Raw genomic sequence first — 22135 nt, 5'->3', positions numbered from 1 at the left:
AGACAAAAAATTGGAATTTAAAAATATATCAAGATACAGATACTTAACAGCTGGCATTTTTCATCTTACTCATTTCGTCGATGAATTCCACGCAGCTTAGCCGAAGACCATTATATAAATATCGTGCTTCTTTATCAGCAGCCTTATTAAATTGCTCGTAAAGACTCTGAGTTCTCTGGGGTACAGAAGGGTGTGTGTCCCCAGAGGTAGAAATGATTCCAACTGCTTCAAGTGCTTGCAAATAGATCATTGCAATTACCGGAGCGCCCAGCATATTTGGTGGGATTTTCAAAAATTCCAGCTGTTCAAACTGATGACTTACACGTTTTAAATATTGAAATCCTTGAGTGTCTGCATCGAGCTCCTGCTGCTTATGCGAAGCTTCATAAATATGTCCAAGATTATGATGAGCCAGTTCGTGGCAAAGTATAAAGCCAAACATGCACATTGTTAGTAAATTGGCAATCGGCAGAATTTCAACGTACTTCACTATGAATGGCTTCATTTTTTCACGTATTGTTTCATGTGACAGCGGATTTCTAAAAGTTTCTAAATTCTCCATAAAAATAATGGCATTCTGATGTGCTTCTTCTTCTGCTAAAACGTGAAAAGTTCTGATGCACGTTAGAATATTTGCGTCCAGGAAAAACATTGACCATTGTTGATCGATATTAATGAGAGGTATGTTTTTTTCTTGATCGGCAAAGGCTACAAAACTGCCTGAGGCAAAATTATCAAACCGGCAGTTGTGTGTTTCTTCAGGAAGAACCAGAGATATATCTTTGTAGTAGAGATCATATAATTTGTAAGCATTTTCTTTTGTTTGGTTTTTGTCAAAGGGGATGCCAAGAGCATTGGCCACTATTTCAGAAAAATCTAAAGAATCTTCTGTGGCGACATACTTTTTTTTATTTTTCACTATGTTATGGTAATTTAGGTAGAAATTATCCCGTTAATTTCTACTATCTTTAAGAAATAGTTATTATGGCAATGATTCTGCACCTTTACCTTCTGGTGATCACAGCACCTACACCACAATCGTATCGAAATACCGTATCGAAATGTTTATTTTATGCATAAAACAGCATAAATCTTGACGCGCATCTTTAATGCCGTCTTTCCGCGTCGTTTTTTAACGATATTTCTTAAAGAGCGCCTTGCTCGACTCAATATTTTAAGACTATAGAAAATATCATTCGCGGAGGACTTGATTTTTCCATCGAATAATGATACGTATCGTAGCACTAATCATTTTCTAGAGGGAATTTCGCAAGGGGGAATTTCGTTATGAGCGCGCCGAATGTAAAAGGGAGCTTTGCAAAACAGGCAGGTGTTGGCCTCCTTATGCTGACCATGGCAGCCATACCCTTCGCCGCCTCCAACGATGTACAGGCCCAGCAGCCCGTGCAGATCGCTCAATCCGTGCAGTTTGTCTCCAATCCCGCTCGCGGCGACAATTTTCTGAGCCGGGCAGGCGATTATTCTAAAGGACGCGAAGTGGTTAGTATCGCCATTACCGCCGGTGCCGATATTCCCAAGCATGTCACGCTCCAGCAGGTAGGAGAAAGAGCCCAGCAAGAGCTGAGAAAATTCGGCGTGAATGCAGAGTACTTCGTAGAAAAAAATCCGAAATCTGGCGCGGGAACTTCGATGATGTATTTTATCGATGGCGAACCCTGGTCTAACGCCATGAGCTATAGAGAAGGTGTCAATAAGGCAAAAAACGTCGCAACAGACGCCTTATTTACATTTTCGCACAATAAAACAAAAACTCTAGCAGCCACCCCTGGCCCTCAAGCCGCTCTACAGTATTAACTGAACGGTTTATTAGCATTGGGTTTTGGTTGAGAGCTATCGCCAGAAGCAAACATATCATCCAAATTCTGATCTCCCGAATTAGCTTCTCGAATAGAATTCGAGGAAGCATCTAAGAATGTATTTGCCAAACCATTATCTTTAGCCAAATCTTTTGCTTTATATGCAACTTGCTCGCTAACTTCGACCTTTTCTCCCGCCTTCACATCGGCAATCGCTTCCTGCGCTTGGGCTTCCAGAACGCTCCGTTTTTCCTCATGCGTCTCCAGCCACTCTTTATATTCAGGTGCTGAAAGCTCCGGCGCATCGATTTCACCTTTGTCAACGCGCCGCTTGATAGCCAAAGCGATCTGGTGCTTGCGCTCTTCTTCATCCTGGATCGCCAGCAGACGATCCGCTTCCTCTTTCTTGAGATAGCGCTTGGCCAGATCTTCCGCAAAGTTTTTGCCGTATTTCGCCGCCAGTCCTGCCTCGATCCCGCGCAGGCGATCCTGAATATCCTGAAGCATTCGCACGAACCGCAGGTTTTCATCCTGCTTGCGCCGCTCTTCTTTTTGCTTCTCGGCCATGACCCGCGCCGCATCGGCCGCCGGGCCAAGCTGAACGCTGGACTTTTCGAGAGTGCCGTCTTTCACGGCCAGCGCAAAATTATGACGCAGCCGGTCGCCTTGTCTGCTTCCCAGGGCAAAAACGGAAGAATCCGGGCTGGCCGTCTCCACCGCCTCCGGAACGATTTCGATCCCTTTAAGGGAATCCGCTTCCGGCCAGTGCGCCGTAAGGCTACCCTTGCGTGAAAGATCCTGCGATCCTGTTCCCGGCCCGAGAGCCATGACGTCTCCCCTCTTTAATCCCGTGGGCCGACCCCCTCCGCTGTGCGGAACGATGGTCGGCTTCGGCTTCAATCCCCTGTTTGGTCAGGTTGAATTATTTTGCTATGCGCTTTTATATTGTTATCGCGCACCAATCCTGATCCAGTTCGAGTGTAGGGGATTATCGTGAAGAAAAGGTAAATATGTAAATAGTTAAAATTTGAATAAAGCTTTATATAAATTAGGGGTAATTCAACGATTATGAAATTTATGGTAAGGCCAACAATTCCAATATCCCGAATTCATTTCGTCACTGGGTTTTTGGTGTCTCGTATATGCGCCATATTCTCCGCACAACTTATGTTACTTGCATGAGTCCAGCGATTGCGTGAATATTCTTTAGGGGAGTAGGATTTGAAATTGGCAGGTCATAGACATGGAATTGATTACAATATCTGATGAGCTGCGGCAGTATCTTCAGGAATTGAAAATCTCAAGCGGTGCTGGTGCTTCAGCCATGTTGCGTGGCGCAAATGACCGCCCAAAAGGTCTTGATGCCGCGATGGTCAATCGCTGGCTCAATGGCAAAACGAGAACGGCGCATCCTGATCATTGGAATTATGTGCTCAAGCGCTGGTCGGAGATGCCAAAATGGATCAAGATTATTCCTGAGCTCCGAAAAGAGCTTCAACTTGAACATGAACGAACGGGTATCGGCGCAATCGCTCTTCTCAATATTGCAGGATCACTGAATGGCGCAATCAAGCCCAGTGCAATCGATCATTGGTTGGCTGGTGTTCGTGACAAAGCGCCGAAGGAACATGTTCACTTTGTCTTGAACGCTTGGCGTGTGCTTCCCCCGATGGAATGGATCAAACTTACGCCGCAACATCTCTCCGATTTGGCCGATTTGCGCAATCGCTTGCACCTCAATCCCCGCATATTGATACGACACGCAAGTGACTACCCTGGTAATCTTAGTGAGAACAAAATTCATGACATTCTAGGTGGACGTTATAAACAAATTCGCAAAACTCATTTTGATTTTTTAATGGGTTTGTTATCGGGGTAGAAAGCTCCAGTCAATTTCTGTTGTCTCTAAGAATCGTGATTACGCCAATGGTTCGGTGCCTTCTCCCAGAATAGTGAGATAGGCTTTATACGCAAATAACCGGTCACGCTGGCGACCGGTTATTTCCTGTACGATTCTGGCTTTCTCCAGATGCTGGAGGGCTGTATTGATGGTCGGCATGGTAAGTCCCAGTGGAGTGACCAAATCCTTTGGAGCAATAACCGGTTTTTTTCGCATGTGGGCAAGTATCTTCAGAGACGATGGCGCAGCCTTGCCGAGAGCTGTTTCGACCCTGCGCTGGTCTGCATCGAACAGGTCAAGAATGCGCTTGGCAGTAGCCACGCCCTGATCGGCGGTTTCAATGACACCGCGCAGGAAAAAGCTCACCCATTCTTCCCAGTCACCGGTATCGCGGATGTATTGCAGCTGATCGTAATATTCATCCCGCCGAGTCTTGAACCAAAGCGAGAGATAAAGAATTGGCTCTTTCAGAACGCCATCGGCGCAGAGAAGCAACGTAATGAGCAAACGCCCGACACGGCCATTACCATCCAGAAATGGATGGATGGTTTCAAACTGCACATGGGCCAGCGCGGCGCGGATGAGAACCGGCAGACCGTCATCATCCGCATGAAAGAACTTTTCTAAAGCGCCGAGGCATTCTTCCAGCCGCTCCGGAGGAGGTGGAACAAACCGGGCTTTTGAGGGACGTGGGCCGCCGATCCAGTTTTGCGACCGGCGAAACTCACCTGGCATTTTGGTGGAACCGCGTCCTTTTGAAAGCAGGGTTTCATGAATTTCCCGGATCAGGCGCAAGGATAGTGGGAATCCGCCACGCATACGTTCCAGGCCATGATTCAGCGCTGCTATGTAATTGGAGACATCCTGAACATCCTCTTCATAAGGTGCGCCGGGAGCTGCTTCGCTTTCATGAATCAGAAGATCGGAAAAGCTCGATTGTGTCCCTTCAATCTGGGAAGACAACAGTGCTTCTTTCCGGACATACATGTAAATGAACAACCCAATATCCGGCAAAAAACCGGCCAGACCATCCAGACGACCAAGAGCGGAACTGGCGGAGGCCAGCAAATTGCCAAGCTGCCCCATATCCAGCGGTGGTTTGGGAGGCAGAGTGACCGGAACAAAGGCCTGATATTTTTCATCTGCTACCGAGCAAGATACAAGTTCACCTGTTTCTCTGACCTTCTTCATAGGTTGTTTCTATCTTTAATTAGCGAGCGGCGTTAATTAGATTTGATCGGCCATGTTTAATTAAACTCTTTCCTTAGTTAAACATCTTTCGCAGCCAAAAACAACTAATTAAAGATATGGCATTAAAATTAATTAGCCTATGCGAGTTTGGTTTGGCTCATTTGAAAGTCAATGCAATTGTCGAGACAGTTTAATAAATTCCAAATTTGCGGTGATGATTGCCGGTGTTAATTGGAAATTCTAACCAAGTAACTAGGATCAGTTTATATCGAGGGCAAAATTTACTATGCATGTGAGAACTAAAGGATGCCGTCATCCGGAATATGCTGTGAGATTCAAAAAGAGCGAAAGACAGAAACTAGTGCACGATACGTGTCTCAGGGAGGGCTTTAGGATGACCGCAAGATGTGCGTTGTACTACGAAATGTGCCATTTTTTCGTCCAACGCCATCTTGGCAAGGGAGACGCTGCCGCTCTCCCGTTGCATCCCTCTCGGGTGCGCTAGGCTTCAAATATTGCGATGCAAAATTCTCAGGCAAGCGCGTTAGTGGTGCATCTTCGGCATCAAGCCTTCATGCACCAGGAAACGTGTGGCCGTTCCATCTCCATTTAGGGGAGCCTCCAAGCTGCCCCCAAAACCCCCATGGTCAAAGGGAGACTTCGCTCTCCCCTTGAATCCCCATCGACCAAGGGGCATTTCATAGCCCCCTACCTGGCAGCCCGTATGACGTTATTCAAGCAGATATTTTTTCTCTACTTTATTGTCATTAATTATGACCGCTTTAGGAGTTGGTACGTTCTTAATTCCTATTGCACGTAATAGACCAGAATAGTGAGTAGCATCTGCTTGTTCGATAAAATTCAGAACATATTCAATTATTTTTGGTGTTTCCGAAAGATTGAACATATTGATAGAAGCCATGGCTTCCTCGCTTCCGTGCGAAACGCGGTTTAGAAGGCGATCAAGGATGCTGATCTTTTCAACAGGAACTTCTACTCCTAAAGGTTTGATGACGTTGTAAAGGTTAATAACAGAACCATGAGCTACATCGGGGAATTTGAACAGAATAAATGTTTCTAGTACACGACGCGCAACATTTGGCAAGAGCATCAGCTTTGCAAGCATATCGGGACTTGCGCTGTCAGTGAATGTCACCTGGTCGTGAGAATCGTAAAGTTGCTTGAACAGGAACAGGTACTCGGAGTCATATTTTCTTAGCGTGTTGTCTAGCTTATATGCTGTTGTTACTCTCTTTCCTTTTTCTCCAACTTCGCATTTCAACATGACTTCACATTTATACGGAAGGTCAGTAGACCATGTTTTCGGCTTTTCTAGCCTATTCATCCAGCCAAAAATCTCCCGAAAGAAATGATAGTTGTGCGTCAGTATGAAAACTTGGCTTGCTCTCTCAAGATGACAACGAATGAATGACCCCGCAGCGTATAGGGCGTTGGTATCAAGGCTGGATATAGGATCATCGACCACGATCACGCTATTCTCGATGTTGAATTCCTTTTCCTCCATTTTGGAAATGAAGTAGCTGAACGCAACCGCCGTTTTCTCACCTTCGCTCAGGTGCTTCGCTCTTTCGCCTTCACGTTCGATATAATAACCCTTTTCGTGAGTAACCAACTTGATGTCGCTTCGACCAAGGAATGAAGCCAGCAGTTCATTGATCCGGTCAACGGCAATGTTATGTTCGCGTAACTGCGCGTCCAGTATAGCCTCTCCCCCTTCTAGTTTTTCGATGAATTCCTTGAGGGGTGCGATTTTCTTGTCGATTTCATCCAACGTATCGAGCGAGGCCTTATAATTTGCATAGTGGGACGCGCTATAATGATTGACAATCTTATCCCGCGCTTCCTGTACCGCAGCCTGAAAGTTGTCGAATTTTTCATTATGACTGATGATCGTTTGGTTCAGCTTGTTGACTGCATCGGCAAATCCCTTTGCTTTTTCCTGCAAGGCTTCAAGGGCTGTCACAGCAACTATTTCGGTAAATTTACCCTTCTTATCCGTGAGTGCCATATTCATTCCTTTGCAGACCGCCACGAAAGCCGTGGCGGCATCCGTGACTACCTTGGCATCGGCTTCGTATTGCTGCCTTATGTCCTGATACACGCGGCTACTGTCAGTTGGCTTGACCGCTTCAATTTCATCAGTCAGAGTTTTGATGCTGTCCTGCTCCGCAGAGATGCAGTTCATGAGGTTATTGTAGGCATCGTTGAAATACTGATCTAGGAGCGCAAGCCTCTCATCTTCAATGTTGGACGCACAAAAAGCGCAGGTGTCCCTGCTCTTGTGCAATATAACGCCTTTCTCGACCCACTTGCGAAGTTCCGCATTGGCATCCAGTTCTTTAATCGCAGCCTTTGTAACACTGGTATCGCAAGTCTTCTTCACGGCAGCATGAATGGTATCTGCTATCTTTTTTGGACTAAAAGACAGAACATCTATGTGGTTCTTGTCGTTGTCACCGGTAGCCATATTTAACATGGTCTTGATCTCCGTTTCGTTCAGCACGAGCAAAGCCGTATCTGTCTCGTCCTCCTTAAACTTATCCAGTACCTTGCGAAGTTTCGCCTTGTCGAATTTGCGGTCACTAATGGCTTCACTGATAATCCGTGCACAGTCCGTCAATGCACCTTCTTTGGAATTCTCAGTAATTTTACGGAGGTTTTCCTGTACCTTGACCCTTTCATTTTTCTTCCCGAGAATCCTTCGTACTTTTTTAAGTCTTTCTAGCGCTTCGCCCTGTCCCTTACCGAGATGATAGACAGGTTGTGCCTCTGCTTCATCCGCATTGATGTTCTCGCGTACAAAGTCGGAATTGAAGGCGCGAATTTTGTCATGCCAACCGGAAAGATTTTTGCTGTCAACCATGCTGCCATCGAACAACTGCAACTGAAATGACGGGCTTGCACCGCTTTTTGTCAGTGCAGGATCAATTGCTCCTTTTTCTAGGCTACGTATTACGCGGGACAGTGTGGTCTTGCCAGAACCGTTCCAGCCATAAATGAGATTGTACCGTCCAAATGCTATATTCCCTTTAGGCCATCCGTTGAAAACGCCGCAATTTTTCAACTCTGAAATACACTTAATAAAAAACTCTGGCATTATTGTCCCCGCATTTTTCTCTAATTATGCTAACCTCACTCCAACCACGTCCATCAAGCGCCCATAGCTATCAATCACATCGTATTTAACTTTATCGGTCGCAATACGCTGATTGATTTTGTCAAAGAATTTACGGGCGCATTCGATTTTGGTTTTCTCTATCTCGCGCAGCTCCATTGAGGACATACTACCTTTGGTTTCTGCCACGAAATAAATGTACTTCACGCTACCTTCCTTGCAGGAAATTGCCCAGTCCGGGTTATAATCTCCCACAGGAGTAGGTATCAAGAATCCTCTGGGCAGCTTCGCATAGACGGTAACTTCGGCGCTGGTATCCAGCTCTTTTACAAAGTCACGCTCAATTTTTGAATCCGTAATCACATAGTCGTAAATGTGATTTTTAAGTTTGTCGGTGGCTTTGGTGAAGTCTTGCTTGCTCTGGCCAGCTGTAAAGATACTTACGTCATGGCTTCCCGCCACTTCGTCATAGTTCAGGCGCTCGATGATAATCGTGGCTTTTTGTTCCTTAATCAGGCGTGAGGCTTCCGCAATAAAATGTTCAGGGTTTTGCTTGAATTGGCCGAAGATAGCCGCCTCCATGCCTTTGAAAATCTCGGCAACGGTCTTACGCGTAAGCTGCACGTTTTCGGCAATTTTGCCCAGCAGGTCATATTTGACGGAGGAATGAATAGAGGCGTTATGCGCTTCCGTAACCGTGCTTTGCACTTGGAATCCTTCACCTGCTTTAAGCTGTCCGTCTGTAATCTGATCTCCCTGAATGCCTGTTTGAATGGTGTATTGCAGGGGAGAAACGCGCAGCTCCTTGTTGAGGGTCTTTATGCAGTTGGCAATCAGCTCCGCTGAATCGAATTCCACACGGTAAACCGCTTTGCGGTTGATCCTGCCCCAAAGCTCCTGAAATTCCTTTTTCTCGAAATTGGAATTCAGGGGGTTGGTTTTCGGTTTGCGGTCATCGCCAATCTGCGGCAGTTGGCTTGTGCTAAAGACGCTATCTATCAGCAGGAAGACTTGCTCAGCGTGAGGGGCAAGCTCTTCCGGCAATCCGGCCAGCTTTCCTTCTGCTTTCGCCGTGTGATAGGCGGCGGCAATCTGGTCTGCTTCATCCGTATAATCGTTTTTCAGCAGGTATTTGTATATCTGCTTTGCCATTGCTGGCATTACCTGCAACGTGCCTGTTTCGGTTTTAATGACTTTGCCCGTAAAATAAGCCTCATCCGCTTTGCGCGGACGAGCAGACAGGGCATCGCTAATTTCTTCCTGAAGGTTCGCCACGAAGTTTTTGTAGCTCTCGCTGGCAACCACGGTCAGGACATTGATCTCATGCACAGTGGCGGGATGATCCATCCGGTCGCCATTCTGATTGACGGACAGGCGCAAGCCACGGCCAACTTCTTGGCGGCGGGAAATGGTGTTGTCGCTGTGTTTCAGCATACACATGACAAAGACGTTCGGATTATCCCAGCCCTCGCGCAAAGCCGAATGCGAGAAGATAAACCGGACAGGCTCCGCAAAAGACAAAAGCCGTTCCTTGTTCTTCAAAATCAGGTCATACGCATCCACATCGTCTGAATCCAAGGCCTTTGCGCCCATTTCCGGGTCTTTCAGGCGCTTGGTTTTTTTATCAATCGAGAAATAGCCCTCATGGGTTCGCTTGGTGTCTATCCCCCTCAGATGCTGGCGATAGGCTTCATTGCCCTCAAGGTCAAGTGTGCCCAGATACTCCGCTTTTAGCGTTTCGTATTCTTCTTCAAAGATACGGGCATAATCGCCTTGCTCATCCGACTGGCTGTAATCGCGGTATTTCACCACCTCATCAATGAAGAACAGGGATAGCACCTTGATCCCTTGGGAAAACAGCTTTTGCTCTTTCTCCAAATGCGCCTTGATCGTTTCCCTGATCTGTATACGGCGGATTGTCGCCTCGGTCACATCGCCTGTGGCTTCACCAGCCGTAAGGACATGGCCATTGGTGAATTCCACTGTGTCTTGATTGGCATCAATCTGGGAGATAACGAAGCCCTGATACTGATCCAGCTTGTTGGACAGGTCATAAAGGTTCTGGCCTTTGGAAAGGCGCATAACCTTGCGCTTAATTTCTCCACCAGTCTGCTTGATTTCCATCTCAATCCGCGCCACGGGCGCTTGTTTGGAAATTTCGATAGATTCCAGATAAAGATAAGCGCTACTGCCCGCCAGTCCCTTCATGGAAATGCCGCGTACAGCAATTTTCTTTACCAGCTTTTGGTTATAGGCATCCAGCGCATCAAGGCGGTGGATTTTATTGTGCTGGGTTTTGTGCGTGGCTGAATAGCGGAAAATAGCCAGAGGCTTAAACTTTGGCAAAGCTTCCAACGTAGCCTTGCCCTCCATTTTCTGTGGTTCATCCAGAATAATGATCGGACGGTTGCTGCTAATCACGTCAATCGGGCGGCGGGATTGGAAGTCATCCAGTTCGTCATAGATGCGGCGGTTGTCCGCACCCTTTGCGGCAAAGGCCTGTATGTTTATCACCATGACGTTAATACCAGCGTCCGATGAAAAGCTTTCCAGATGGTGAAGCTGCTTGGAATTGTAGATAAAGAACCGCGCCTTCTTGCCGTAGCTTTCCGTGAAGTGATCTGCGGTTATTTCCAGCGATTTATAAACACCCTCGCGGATAGCAATGCTGGGAACCATGATAATGAATTTGTTCCAGCCATAGCGCTTGTTCAGCTCAAAGATGGTTTTGATATAGCAGTAGGTTTTCCCCGTTCCTGTTTCCATCTCAATATCAAGATGAATGCGCGAAGCGGCCAGAGCATCGCGCTTGTAGGTCACAGGAACGGCAATGCTTTCCTTTCTGCTGTTCAGAGCCGTAAAATCAGCAAGACCGAAAGAAAGCGGTAAATTCTGGCGCTTTTGCACCTCATGGATATTGGCCAGAATTTGGCTATCCGTCAGCATCAGATCGGCATTCTTAAAGCCTGTTTCATCCAGCTGGGCTTGTTTCTTTTTGCCAGGGTCTATGCGATAGGCCGTGCCAGTGCTATAGGGCTGGCCAGCGAAGCAGTCCCCCACCGACTCTACAGCATTGGTCTGGTAAGGCTGGACTTTGAATTTCAGTTTCATACGCCAGCCTCTTAAATTGATTTCATATCAGTGCCGGGGGACATCTGTTTAAAGATTTGTTCGGCATTGATCTTCACGGAATCAGATGCAAAGCCATTATCACGGAATACCACGCGCAGGGGCTTATCGACGGCGAGTTCCTTGACCAGTTCTTCGGTAATGCCGGTATCAAAGCAAGCGACAAGGGCATTGCCATCCGCGAAGAATACGGTTTTACCCTGCAAGGTTTTCTTGGCAATCGACAGGGTTAAATCCACGCCCCAGTCCAGCAGCACTTGGAAGAGCAAGTCTTCAGGGGTGCGATCTGGCCGGATATTGTCCACGGCGGCCAGCAGGTCTTCCTGCTTCACGCCATCCGGCGTGTAATACACCTCTGTCATATTAGATGTGTCTATTTTTAAGACGCGGAAACCAATATCTTTGTTCCAGCTTTCATGCGACTGTCCTTCCAGAATTTTCTTTCCAGCTCGGCGTAATCTTTCCTTAGAAATCTCTGCGATATTTTCAAAATCAGAAGTCTGCACAGTTCCACCCATTTTGCATGGTTCTGGCAGTTGAACCGAAATTGATTTTCTTCTTCCCCCATCTTCTGCATTTGCTTGCAGTACGGCAACAGCAGTGCTACAGGAGCCTGCGAAAAAATCCAAAACAACATCATCGGAATTAGCTAATGTGGCAATGCCAAGCATTCTTCGGATTAATTTTGTTGGTTTTGGCGTATCGAAAACAAACCGACCAAACAGTTCCTTTATTTCATTTCCACCTTCATCAGTAGTGCCTGAGGTTTTGTAATCCCACACATCAACAGGCACCATGCCATCAGTTTGTTCAGAAAGATAAAGTTTTAAGCGTGGATACTCAGCATTACCATCTGCTCCCCACCACAATCTTTTATTTTCAATATGTGACTTGTTTTCATCCTTGCTGAATTTCCAAGCATGAGTCGGATGATTGACTACTTTACCGCTAAAAGGATTAGTAATCCCATATACTAAATTAGGGCGAGCTTCTTTTGTTGCTGGATTCACATAGGAGGAAGTTGCCCATGGCCCTTTAGGATCATTATCTGGATTGCTATAGTTAGAGTCTGCTTTCTCTGTTCTCTTTTCTTTTATTACATCCAATGCTTTGGATTTTCTGAAAACAAGGATTGTGTCTTTAAGTGAGTAAAAGCGTTTTGCATTATTTGATCGTGTATATCGTTTTTCCCACGCGATTTGTGCGACAAAATTATCTTCTCCAAAAATTTCATCACAGCAACGCCGTAAATTTGCAACCTCGCCATCGTCTATGCTAATAAATATTAGTCCCAAATCAGATAATAGGTTTCTCGACAATTTTAGCCGAGAATACATCATTGAAAGCCAATCTGAATGGAATCTTCCATTTGCTTCTGTATTAGCAACAAGCCTATTGCCATCGTAATCTTTTTGATTGGATTTACGAAAAAATTCTTCTGTTTCTCCTGCAAAATCATCTTCATAAATGAAATCGTTACCTGTGTTATACGGCGGATCGATGTAGATCATCTTGACCTTACCGAGATAGGTTTCCTGAAGCAGTTTCAGGGCTTCGAGGTTATCGCCCTCGATGAAGAGGTTTTTGGTTGTATCAAAATCCACGCTCTCTTCACGTACAGGGCGCAATGTTTTAGCAATCGGCGCATTGGCGGTGAGTAAGGCTTCGCGCTTACCCGGCCAATTCAGGTGATAACGCTCTTGCGGCCCTTCCACAATGGAATCGCTCAGCTCTTGCTTGAGCTGGTCAAAATCCACAGCCAGTTTCAGCTTGCCGCTTTCATCCCGCGCTTCGGTCACACAATTCGGGAATAGCTCGCGGATACGATTGATGTGATCCTGCGTGAGGTCTGGCGTGTGCATCTTTAGTTTTTCCATTTTTTGCTACCTTACTCACTTATCCTGCCGCCGTGGTCATGCCCTCAATCTCCTGCTTTATAGCACGGATTTCGGCATTGATTTCGACTTTGCGGTTGAATTGCTTTTCATTGTTTAAACGTGCTTCTGACTTTTCCAGCTCCCGCTCTTTAGCGCGGATTTTCTCGATCCGTGCTATGCGTTCCGGCATGGTTTCTTTGCCTATGGCGGGGTATGGCATTAGGGTCGATAACAGGTTTTCGTAGAGAACGCCCAAATCCAGCACCACAGGTAGGCTCGAACGCTTGGCGTTATCCGCCAGCCAGCCTGTTTCAAAATAATCGCTTACCACCCATTTTGCGCTATCGGCCTCATTCGGGCGTTTGTAACAGGCAATCGCCTTGCACTTACCTTCATAATGCAGCTCAAAGATAATTGGAAACGAGATAGCCTTATCAATGCAGCGAAGGACATCTTCTTTCAGCTCTCCATTTTTTAAGGACACATGAAAGACCTGGATTTCCGGCACGGCCTTTGTGCTGGGCAGATTGATGGTTTCCGGCGCGAGTTTGTATTTCCAGACAATCTGATCCACCTGCCGCACGAATAGCTCCTTCAGCCCCGAAGTCGGGCTGGCGTGTTCGTAAATCTTGTTCTTGGGCAGGACGCGGCCAAAAGCGGCTTGGACAGGGTAATCAAACAGCATCAATTTTTGCTCTCCTGCACCACAAGGAAGGCAATCAGCTCAAAATCATCCAGCCCCGATATGGTGTTCATCAAGGCGGTGGTCTTGCCGCCGGAGAAGAGGCTATCAAGGTCTTTTTCCTCTTTCACGTCGATCATCGAGCGTATGGCTTTGCTGAGCAATTCGGATTGCGCGGCCATGTTGCGGCCATCGTCCGTATCTTCATTGAACAGGCGGCAAAGCGTGGTAATCGGCTCATGGTGGCCTTTGCAGCTTGTCCGCACCAGATCGAGAAGCTTTTTCGCCTCGGTATGGTTGGCTATAACTTCGCCATCCTTGGCGATATAAATCAGGTAATAGGGATGCAGACGGTTTTGCTGGTTGATATTCACGCCATCATTGCGGTTACGCAGGGCGAAGATAGCGCCCGGTTTCAGGCCTAATTCCGGCTGCGCGAGAACAACAGCGTGCATTCCCTTAGGCGCATCGTCCATATCGCCATGTTCCTTGACGTAGTTCAGCAAGTCCATGCGGAAATCATTCAGCCCAAGGTCAGTGATGGATACGCCTGTTTTGACATCTTCCAGCTCAATCACTTCATCCTGAAGGCGGCGCAGTTGTTCCTTGCGATAGGAAACTTCGCTGCTCTTGGCGGTCAGTACGTTGTCATCGCCCGTGGCGGTCACGTCCGCAATCATCATGCGGTTCTCGACGCGCTCTTTCAGGTTGATATATTCATCCAGCGTAATATCCGGCCAGTAGTTCACAAGCTGGATGGTGGAATTAGGGGAGCCGATACGATCCACGCGTCCGAAACGCTGGATAATCCGAACGGGGTTCCAGTGAATGTCATAGTTAATCAGGTAATCGCAATCCTGAAGGTTTTGGCCTTCGGAGATGCAATCCGTGCCAATCAGAATATCAATCTCGCCTTTTACTTCCAGCATCACCAAGGCCTTTTCCTTGGAGCGCGGCGAGAAGAGCGTCAGAATCGACTGGAAATCATAGCCTTTGCCAAGGGTGGATTTAGGCGTGTCTTTGCCCGTAACCTTGGCGGTATGCAGTTTCCGGTGTTCCAAAATGGTTTTGGAAAGGTTCTCATACAGATAGTTTGCCGTATCGGCATAGGCCGTAAAAATCAGGATTTTTTTGTTTCCTGTGTTAATCGGGTTATCAATCTTCCCGAAAACATGGCCTCGCAAGTGCTGCAACTTGGCATCATCTTCCGGCGTTATCTTGACCATTGAAGCCATGAGAGCCTCAATCAACGCCAAGTCTCCGCTGAGGTCATTCTTCCATAAATCCACGTCCATATCGCTCAAGCTGATCTGGACTTTACCGCCAACAGATTCACCAAAATCGGAGAAATCGTCTTCTTCAGCTTCAAGGTTTTCAAGGCCGTCGGTAAAATCGGATACTTGAATCGCTTGGCCGTTCTTCTGGAAGCGTTCAATCGTTTCAAGCGTATTGGTGATATTGGATTGCAAAGCGCCTAGCGTTAATCTGAAAGCCTCGACAGAGCTTTCAAGGCGCTTGAGCAGGTTGGTTGTCATCAGCGCTTGCAAGCTGCGTTCACGGTCAACCTGCCGGAAGCGGCTTCTCCCACCTTCAACTTCCGTATCGTACATCTCTTCGTACTTACGAATACGGCTGGGCAGGATATAGCTGACAGGCGCATAGACGGCCAATTTCAGCAGCGATAGCTGTCCAAAAATCTCGTTAAAACCCATGACATCGCCCCGGTGTGTCAGTGGGCAATGGAAAGATAATGGCTTTCTACGCTCAGGGAATTTTCCAATATCCTTTGTATCGTAGAATGTCTCGATATGCTTGCGTGAGCGAGCTATCGTAACGCTATCCAGCAATTCAAAGAAATCAAAGTCTAGGTTTTCAAGAATGGCGCGAGCAGTTCTTTCTTCAGGGGGAAGTCTTGTCCAGTTGTTAAATGCTGTCTGGGCCCTACGGAATATCTCTTCGATGCTACGTTTTGTTTTCAGCTTTTTATTCAGGTTTTCAGAGTCACCCTCATAAGCCAAGGCTAACTGATTTCTTAAATCGCTGAAACGATTATTGACGGGTGTAGCAGAAAGCATCAAAACTTTTGTTTTTACGCCCTCGCGTATGACCTTGTTCATAAGCTTTTGGTAACGGGTTTCCTTTTCCTTGAAAGCCTCGTTGTTACGGAAGTTATGAGATTCATCAATCACGACCAGATCGTAATTACCCCAGTTGATCCTATTCAGGGCAATGCCATAGGAATCTCCAGAGGTGCGGGATAAATCGGTATGACACAAAACGTCATAGCCGAAACGATCCTTAGCGAAGATATTAGTCTTAAGGTTTTTGTTATAGTTAAGCCAGTTATCAGCCAGCTTTTTCGGGCAGAGAACCAGCACAGACTTGTTTCTTAGCTCATAGTATTTAATCACGGCCAGCGCCGTAAAGGTTTTCCCAAGGCCAACGCTATCGGCAAGAATGCAGCCGTTATAGGTTTCCAGCTTATTGATGATGCCTACGGCAGCGTCACGCTGATAATTGAACAATTTTTGCCAGACAAGGCTATCCTGATAGCCTGTGCGATCATTGGGCAAAACATCTTCGTCTATCTCTGCCAAAAATTCATTGAAGATATTGTAGAGAATTTGGAAATAAATCCGCTCAGGTGAATTCTCCTGATAGACGGATTCAATATGTTCACAGATAGCCTCTGTGACATCCTCCAGCTTTGTCGGATCATTCCAGATTTGCTCAAAGAGCTGCAAATATCTGCCTGTATGGGTTTGGTCATCAAGGCGATTAACAAAATTGGATACCGCATCACCTTGCTGATACCCCAAATCAACGGCAGTAAAGCCATGCAGGGGGGCATAGGCTACATTATTTTCTTTACCCTCAATGCAGATAAACTGCTGCATCTGGGCTTTAAGCTTGTTGGACTTGAATATGGCCTTTTTACGAATCCATGCAGCGCATTCCCTAGCAATAGCTCTCTGGGTTAGCTTATTTCTGAGATGAATTTCAAAGTCTGATCCATAAAGCGCACTTTCGCGACTGGCCTTAGGGATAAAAAACTCTCTACGCTCTTTACGAATTTTGTCAGTGACTTCATTCGGGATGAAGGTCGGAGCTGTAAAAATAAATTCCAAGGATTCAATCTTAGAAAACTCGGACTTCAGGGCTTCATACGCATAAATGGAGAAGCAGGACGCAGCAATCTTTAGCTTTGCGTTTGAGTGAATGAATGCCTTAAGATCATCACCAAGCAAAGAGTTAATATTATCAATGATGTTCATAGTCCGAATTCTTCTTTTATTTTCTACTACGCCACCAGCATTTGGCCATACATCCACATCATCCTTCTTGAGTTTCCAAAGTCAGTGCGTGCGGTGAGCGGGCATATCATGTTTTCCACTCCACTTATATACGGTGTCTTGGTTAATACCAAGTCGTCGTAAATTACATTAATAAACAATCACATATAATATATTTTTGTCGCTTTCTCTAGCTCTTTATGGACGATTCTGTTTTGAGCCACGGCACTAGCCGGAGGAAAAACGAGGGAGATTATATGCTTGTAAGCACCAGATGTAATACGCATATCGTTTGTACCTTTAATCAATTTTACAGAAGATTGATATGAGACTGCTTCTTATAAAGCAGAACAAAAGGTTGATTATTCTAATTCTTGTTGAGGAAAGAGGATGTCAGCACCACACATGGTGCGCTTTAACAATAAAAATAGAAGGGATCTTGTCCCCTCAAAAGTCAAGAAAAATGACGGTTTCCGCCTGATCCACTGCGTGGGGCAGACCCTCCGCAATTTTTCTGGACTTTTTCACCACCGCCTTAGTCGCCCTAGTCGGCAGAGGTTCTGAGCGAGGCAAAGCGCTTCGCTTAGAACCTCAACACCGAATTTTAGGAGATAAGACTATGAACACCGAAATCAGAATTTATGTTGCAGATTTGGCCGCATACAATAATGGCAGGCTTCACGGCGTTTGGATTGATGCCTGTGACGAATTGGAAGAAATTCAAGAGCAAATTAATAAAATGCTTGCGAGCAGCCCCGAAGGGTTCGCGGAGGAATACGCAATTCATGACTATGAAGGGTTTGACGGTTATGCGTTGGGTGAATATGAAGGGATAGAAGCCGCGCACGAAATCGCCTGCTTTATAGATGAGTATCCAGATTTTGGCGGTGAATTATTAAACAACTTCGGCGGAGATTTAGGCGAAGCCAGAAAAGCTGCAGAAGAAAATTATTGCGGCTGTTATAAATCGCTGGCCGATTATGCCCAGGAATTGACAGAGGAAACAACGCAGATTCCTGAAAATCTTTCTTTCTATATCGATTATGAAAGAATGGGCCGCGATATGGAATTGAACGGCGATGTGTTCACCATAGAAGCAGGATATGAGGAAGTTCATATTTTCTGGAACCACTAAAGCAAATTATGCGCTGCTGGCCGAGACCGGCAGCGCTTTTTTCTTGGGGTGAAAAAAATCGCCGCCGCCGAAACCTTGCAGATTTCGGCGGCGATCACCTACCAGCTTTTGCCGGTAGGTACAAACGAGACCGACAGTTTGTCGGTTCAGCTTAAAGGAGTGTGCTGCGCACTTGGCACTCTCAGTTGTGAGAATCATTAGGGTTATCTCCCGCACAAAAATGATCTTTATATAGGTCGTTAGAATATCTTATGATCTATATATAGATCAATATTCTCTTGACTTAGAGCTCAATACCTATTATGGTGATTCACAGAATGATCATAAAGGCATTCTACGGTCTATATATGAACCAAATTAAAGCGATGCCAAAATCAATTACACGAACTTACTCACGTTATAGTCGTGAAGCGTCTCTCCTCCTGGGAGAGTTAATTAGCGTTGCGCGAAAAGAACGGAAGTTTACCGCTCAGGAGGTTGCAGATCGCGCTGGTATTTCGAGAGGATTGCTACAACGTATCGAGAAAGGCGATCTTAAATGCGAGATCGGAGCCGTATTCGAAGTGGCGATCATCGTCGGTGTAAAGCTGTTTGATGCCGATGAAACCACACTGACCAGGCATATCCGCCAAACAGAAGATAAGCTGTCGTTATTGCCGAAATCCGTGCGCAAAAAATCTAAGGTGGTGCATGATGATTTCTAGTCATGACAAAGAGGCTTATGTCTGGATATGGTTGCCGGATGAGACTGAACCTGTCGTTGCAGGCAGGCTGGAAGCTGATAACGGCAATATCCTATTCAACTACGGTAAGAGCTACCTGGAGCGTGCCCGTGACAAAAAACCAGCCATTGCAATTTACGAGCCGGAATTACCTTTAAAAGCAGGCGTATTGCCCCTACACGAAGGCTTGAGTATGCCAGGCTGTATTCGGGATGCAGCACCCGATGCGTGGGGACGGCGCGTCATTATCAACAAAAAACTGGGACGCAAAGGTGCAAGCACGGATACGGGTGAACTGGATGAATTGACCTATTTATTGGAATCTGGCTCTGATCGTATCGGTGCGCTCGATTTTCAGCGCTCGCCAACCGAATATATTCCACGCTCAGCAAACAATGTGAGCATGGAAGAGCTCATTGAATCTGTTGAACGGGTTGAAAAAGGCATTCCGCTTACATCTGAGTTGGATCAAGCGCTCTTCCATGGCAGCTCCATCGGCGGAGCACGTCCAAAGGCATTAATCCAGGATCAAGGCAAAAAATACGTCGCCAAATTTTCTTCTAGTGCTGACTTGTATAGTGTTGTCAAAGCTGAATTTGTTGCTATGCGGCTCGCTTCGCTCTCTGGCTTGAATGTTGCGCCTGTAAAGCTTATCAAGGCTGCAAATAAAGATGTGCTTTTGATAGAGCGCTTTGACCGCACAAAAAAAGATCAAGGCTGGTCGCGTAAAGCGATGGTTTCGGTACTGACACTGCTTGGCCTTGATGACATGATGGCGCGTTACGCAAGCTATGAAACCTTTGCAGAAATTATCCGTCATCGTTTTACTGATCCGAAAGCGACACTTGAGGAAGTGTTTTCGCGCCTCGTCTTTAATATTCTTTGTGGTAACACTGATGATCATGCGCGAAATCATGCCGCATTCTGGAATGGCAAAGAACTGACCCTTACACCGGCTTATGATATTTGTCCGCAAGGCCGCACTGGTAATGAAGCCTCACAGGCTATGCTCATATCCGGCAATAATAATCTTAGCCAGCTAAAATCCTGCCTTGAGACCGCTCATAACTTTCTGCTTTCCGAAGTGCAAGCACGCGCCATTTTTGAAAAGATGATTTCTGCAATCAAACGGCATTGGGATGGCGTGTGTGAAGAAGCTGAACTCAGCGAAGTTGACAAGAAACTGCTATGGGGCAGGCAATTTTTGAATTCTTTCTCAACAGAGTAATTTTCCAAACGAAGTCGCGGAAACCTAGGTGGTTTCAAGCGAACGTTCAAATGACCAATCATGCACCATCTCCTTCATCCGGCTGGATGGCGCTTTTTATCTCCTTCACCATGAAGAAGAGCGCGGATAGCGTGGCGAAGTTGTGCAGGATTCTATGAATTCACAGCTGACAAAAAATCAGCGCGTAATTTCTTTTTGAGGTTTGTGAAGAGCAGTTTTTCCAACTCGTGAATGTCTTCATGGCATTTGCCATGGACTGGGAAAATTTTCTTTATACATCCCTGATAGTATTCTGGATTTTCTGCTTTGCAGCGTCGGCAGTCTGGAACCAGTGGAAACTCGCTATCTTTGGCTGGTCTGTAAATGTCATCAGAATCTGAAGGCAGAAGGTTTCCGATGCACAGTCGCAGATAACAATGATGGTGCTTTTCAATTTTGGAAGATATGGCAGCGTTTTCGCCATTGAAGTGACGATCACAGGTCAGGCATTTTGATCCTCGTTTCATTATCTCTTCATGAAAAAATCGGTTCCTGAGCGCACCTTCAGCGAACAGCTTCCAGGGTATTTCAAATGCTTGAAAAATTAGTAGAACATGGCGTTTGCGCACTTTGGGAACAAGAAACAAAGGAATAAAATTTTTTCTTTTTGATTTTGGCTTTTTCACAATGCTTTCTCCATACTCAGTCAAAATTTTTTTAAAGTCTGAATGCTGGTCTAAATTTCAGGATCGTAATCGGTTGTTTCCTTATTTTTAATTGTGCGCTGTATTCTGATTTTTTCTTGTTCATAAAGCTTTCTGATTTCATCCTGGCGCTCAATATTTTTGTAATGTTTGTTCATGCCAGTGAAGAGGTCAGCACGCTCGGCAATCTGTTTCTGGCGTAAATCCTTGAATTGTGATTGGAGTTTCCTGCGTTCGGTAAGCTGCTTGGCGATCAGGGTTTCTTTTTCTTCTTTATCCCGCAGGGAAGATTTTTGAGTTTCTTTTTCGTTTTTGGCGCAGGTTCTCTGATATGTGCCGGTTAATTTATCCCATAGACCCTGGAATCCTTTTCGCAATCTGGCTGCACGTTCTTGTTCTTCAGCTTGCCAGCGATTTTCGTGCATCTGCTTTTGGTCTGTGCGGGTTTTGCGATGCTGCTGCGTCATTGTCTGCTTGGCGTGAAAAAGCGGCTGTAGCTCTTGCTTGTGCTTGAGGTTCAATTCATCGCTGTAGCCCTTGAATTGCTGAGTCAACCGACCGGAGATCGTGGTTTTAGCTTCTTCAACCGAAGGTAAATGCTGAGCATCGCCCAGTTTTTTTGTGAGGTCAGTTTTTTTGACCCCTATCTGGCGAGATAGTGAATAAACTTCGCCATAAAGGTCTACTGCGACATATCCGCGTTTATCGCCTTTTGCCAGGTAATAACCTTTATCTTGCAAGGCATGCTCAAAAGCTTTGCGACTATCGGAAATCAGCCAGCTTTCTTGTAAGGCAGCTTTGATGGTTTTGGGGTTCTGATTGGTGCGCAGGGCTTGCTGCCATTCTTGCCTTGTGTAGTTGAGTGGGTTTTTTTGATTTTTATCGATAAACCCTTTGGGCATATCCCAGTTGTTTTCAAGATAAAGCTGCTTGGAAACATCCATCAGCTTGTTTTTGTAATGGGACAAATGAACGGCTTTCATTTCGTCGGCGTTGATGCGTGACCAAACGCAATGAGCATGGCGTCTGCCTTCCTTCTCGTGAAAAACGACAACGCGAGGTTGATTATCCAGACCTAATTTATTTTCAATCCGGCCCAGCGCATCTTCAAATTTGTCGATGGGTACATTTTCGGCCTCAGGCGGGTTTAGACTCACTGAGAATAGGAATTTGGTACAGCGTGTCCCCCGACTCATGGCGTAGGCTTCGTGGAGAGCCCCCTCAACATCATCAGCCATGAAGCCACGAATTTCATGCAGCTCCACATGCTCATTTTCTTCTGTTTTGTTGAGGTGGGCGGCTAATTGCCGCGAACCACCTCGTTGTGATGCCTTCAAGATCA

At 46.1% G+C, this 22135-nt stretch carries 16 protein-coding genes; 5 read left to right on the top strand and 11 right to left on the bottom strand.

The window, feature by feature from the left end; all coding sequences use genetic code 11:
• Positions 1 to 43: 43 nt before the first annotated feature.
• A complete protein-coding gene (locus HRU78_09055; protein ID QOJ23782.1) occupies positions 44 to 919 on the bottom strand; it encodes a hypothetical protein in 876 nt (291 codons plus the stop codon).
• Positions 920 to 1287: 368 nt separating this feature from the next.
• Here HRU78_09055 and HRU78_09050 point away from each other — a divergent pair, with 368 nt between their 5' ends.
• Positions 1288 to 1815 (top strand): hypothetical protein, encoded by a 528-nt coding sequence (locus tag HRU78_09050; protein QOJ23781.1) that lies wholly within the window; start codon positions 1288 to 1290, stop codon positions 1813 to 1815.
• Here the strand turns inward: HRU78_09050 and HRU78_09045 are convergent.
• Positions 1812 to 2645, bottom strand: a complete 834-nt coding sequence (locus tag HRU78_09045; GenBank protein ID QOJ23780.1) for a hypothetical protein — start codon at positions 2643 to 2645, stop codon at positions 1812 to 1814. The two genes, HRU78_09050 and HRU78_09045, sit on opposite strands and share 4 nt — an antisense overlap.
• A 415-nt stretch (positions 2646 to 3060) precedes the next feature.
• Here HRU78_09045 and HRU78_09040 point away from each other — a divergent pair, with 415 nt between their 5' ends.
• Positions 3061 to 3696 (top strand): hypothetical protein, encoded by a 636-nt coding sequence (locus HRU78_09040; protein ID QOJ23779.1) that lies wholly within the window; start codon positions 3061 to 3063, stop codon positions 3694 to 3696.
• A 39-nt stretch (positions 3697 to 3735) separates the two neighbouring features.
• Here HRU78_09040 and HRU78_09035 read toward each other — a convergent pair whose 3' ends face one another.
• The 6 genes from HRU78_09035 to HRU78_09010 all read right to left on the bottom strand — a co-directional run bounded on the left by HRU78_09035 (position 3736) and on the right by HRU78_09010 (position 17007).
• Complete coding sequence (locus HRU78_09035; GenBank protein ID QOJ23778.1) at positions 3736 to 4908, bottom strand: Fic family protein; 1173 nt, start codon at positions 4906 to 4908, stop codon at positions 3736 to 3738.
• Positions 4909 to 5638: 730 nt separating this feature from the next.
• A complete protein-coding gene (locus HRU78_09030; protein QOJ23777.1) occupies positions 5639 to 8026 on the bottom strand; it encodes an AAA family ATPase in 2388 nt (795 codons plus the stop codon).
• A gap of 24 nt (positions 8027 to 8050) precedes the next feature.
• On the bottom strand, positions 8051 to 11155 hold the full coding sequence (locus HRU78_09025; GenBank protein QOJ23776.1) for a DEAD/DEAH box helicase family protein: 3105 nt from the start codon (positions 11153 to 11155) through the stop codon (positions 8051 to 8053).
• Between the two features lie 11 nt (positions 11156 to 11166).
• Positions 11167 to 13050 (bottom strand): site-specific DNA-methyltransferase, encoded by a 1884-nt coding sequence (locus HRU78_09020; GenBank protein ID QOJ23775.1) that lies wholly within the window; start codon positions 13048 to 13050, stop codon positions 11167 to 11169.
• A gap of 19 nt (positions 13051 to 13069) precedes the next feature.
• Positions 13070 to 13735 carry a DUF4391 domain-containing protein gene (locus HRU78_09015; protein ID QOJ24992.1) on the bottom strand — a complete coding sequence of 222 codons (666 nt, stop codon included), beginning with the start codon at positions 13733 to 13735 and terminating at the stop codon, positions 13070 to 13072.
• Entirely contained in the window at positions 13735 to 17007 is a 3273-nt protein-coding gene (locus HRU78_09010; protein QOJ23774.1) for a DEAD/DEAH box helicase family protein, read from the bottom strand. The genes HRU78_09015 and HRU78_09010 overlap by 1 nt, the downstream gene beginning before the upstream one ends.
• 637 nt (positions 17008 to 17644) lie before the next feature.
• Here HRU78_09010 and HRU78_09005 point away from each other — a divergent pair.
• Complete coding sequence (locus tag HRU78_09005) at positions 17645 to 18160, top strand: antirestriction protein ArdA (GenBank protein ID QOJ23773.1); 516 nt, start codon at positions 17645 to 17647, stop codon at positions 18158 to 18160.
• A 6-nt stretch (positions 18161 to 18166) separates the two neighbouring features.
• On the opposite strand, the gene HRU78_09000 is transcribed toward HRU78_09005, so the two are convergent.
• The gene (locus HRU78_09000) at positions 18167 to 18358 is read right to left on the bottom strand and encodes a hypothetical protein (GenBank protein QOJ23772.1); all 192 of its coding nucleotides are present in this window, start codon (positions 18356 to 18358) and stop codon (positions 18167 to 18169) included.
• 167 nt (positions 18359 to 18525) lie between these two features.
• Here HRU78_09000 and HRU78_08995 point away from each other — a divergent pair, with 167 nt between their 5' ends.
• Positions 18526 to 18864: a helix-turn-helix transcriptional regulator gene (locus HRU78_08995; GenBank protein QOJ24991.1), complete on the top strand. Its 339-nt coding sequence runs from the start codon at positions 18526 to 18528 to the stop codon at positions 18862 to 18864.
• Positions 18851 to 20110, top strand: a complete 1260-nt coding sequence (locus tag HRU78_08990) for a type II toxin-antitoxin system HipA family toxin (GenBank protein QOJ23771.1) — start codon at positions 18851 to 18853, stop codon at positions 20108 to 20110. Before HRU78_08995 ends, HRU78_08990 begins: the two co-directional genes overlap by 14 nt.
• Positions 20111 to 20262: 152 nt before the next feature.
• On the opposite strand, the gene HRU78_08985 is transcribed toward HRU78_08990, so the two are convergent.
• Together HRU78_08985 and HRU78_08980 are read right to left on the bottom strand one after the other, a co-directional pair.
• Positions 20263 to 20775 carry a hypothetical protein gene (locus tag HRU78_08985; protein QOJ23770.1) on the bottom strand — a complete coding sequence of 171 codons (513 nt, stop codon included), beginning with the start codon at positions 20773 to 20775 and terminating at the stop codon, positions 20263 to 20265.
• Positions 20776 to 20825: 50 nt separating this feature from the next.
• Positions 20826 to 22130, bottom strand: a complete 1305-nt coding sequence (locus tag HRU78_08980) for a relaxase (protein ID QOJ23769.1) — start codon at positions 22128 to 22130, stop codon at positions 20826 to 20828.
• Positions 22131 to 22135 lie beyond the last annotated feature (5 nt).

It is taken from the genome of Gammaproteobacteria bacterium (genome assembly GCA_015709635.1).
In the GTDB taxonomy this organism is placed as follows: Bacteria; Pseudomonadota; Gammaproteobacteria; order Burkholderiales; family Nitrosomonadaceae; genus Nitrosomonas.
This window is presented reverse-complemented; position numbering and strand designations above follow the sequence as displayed.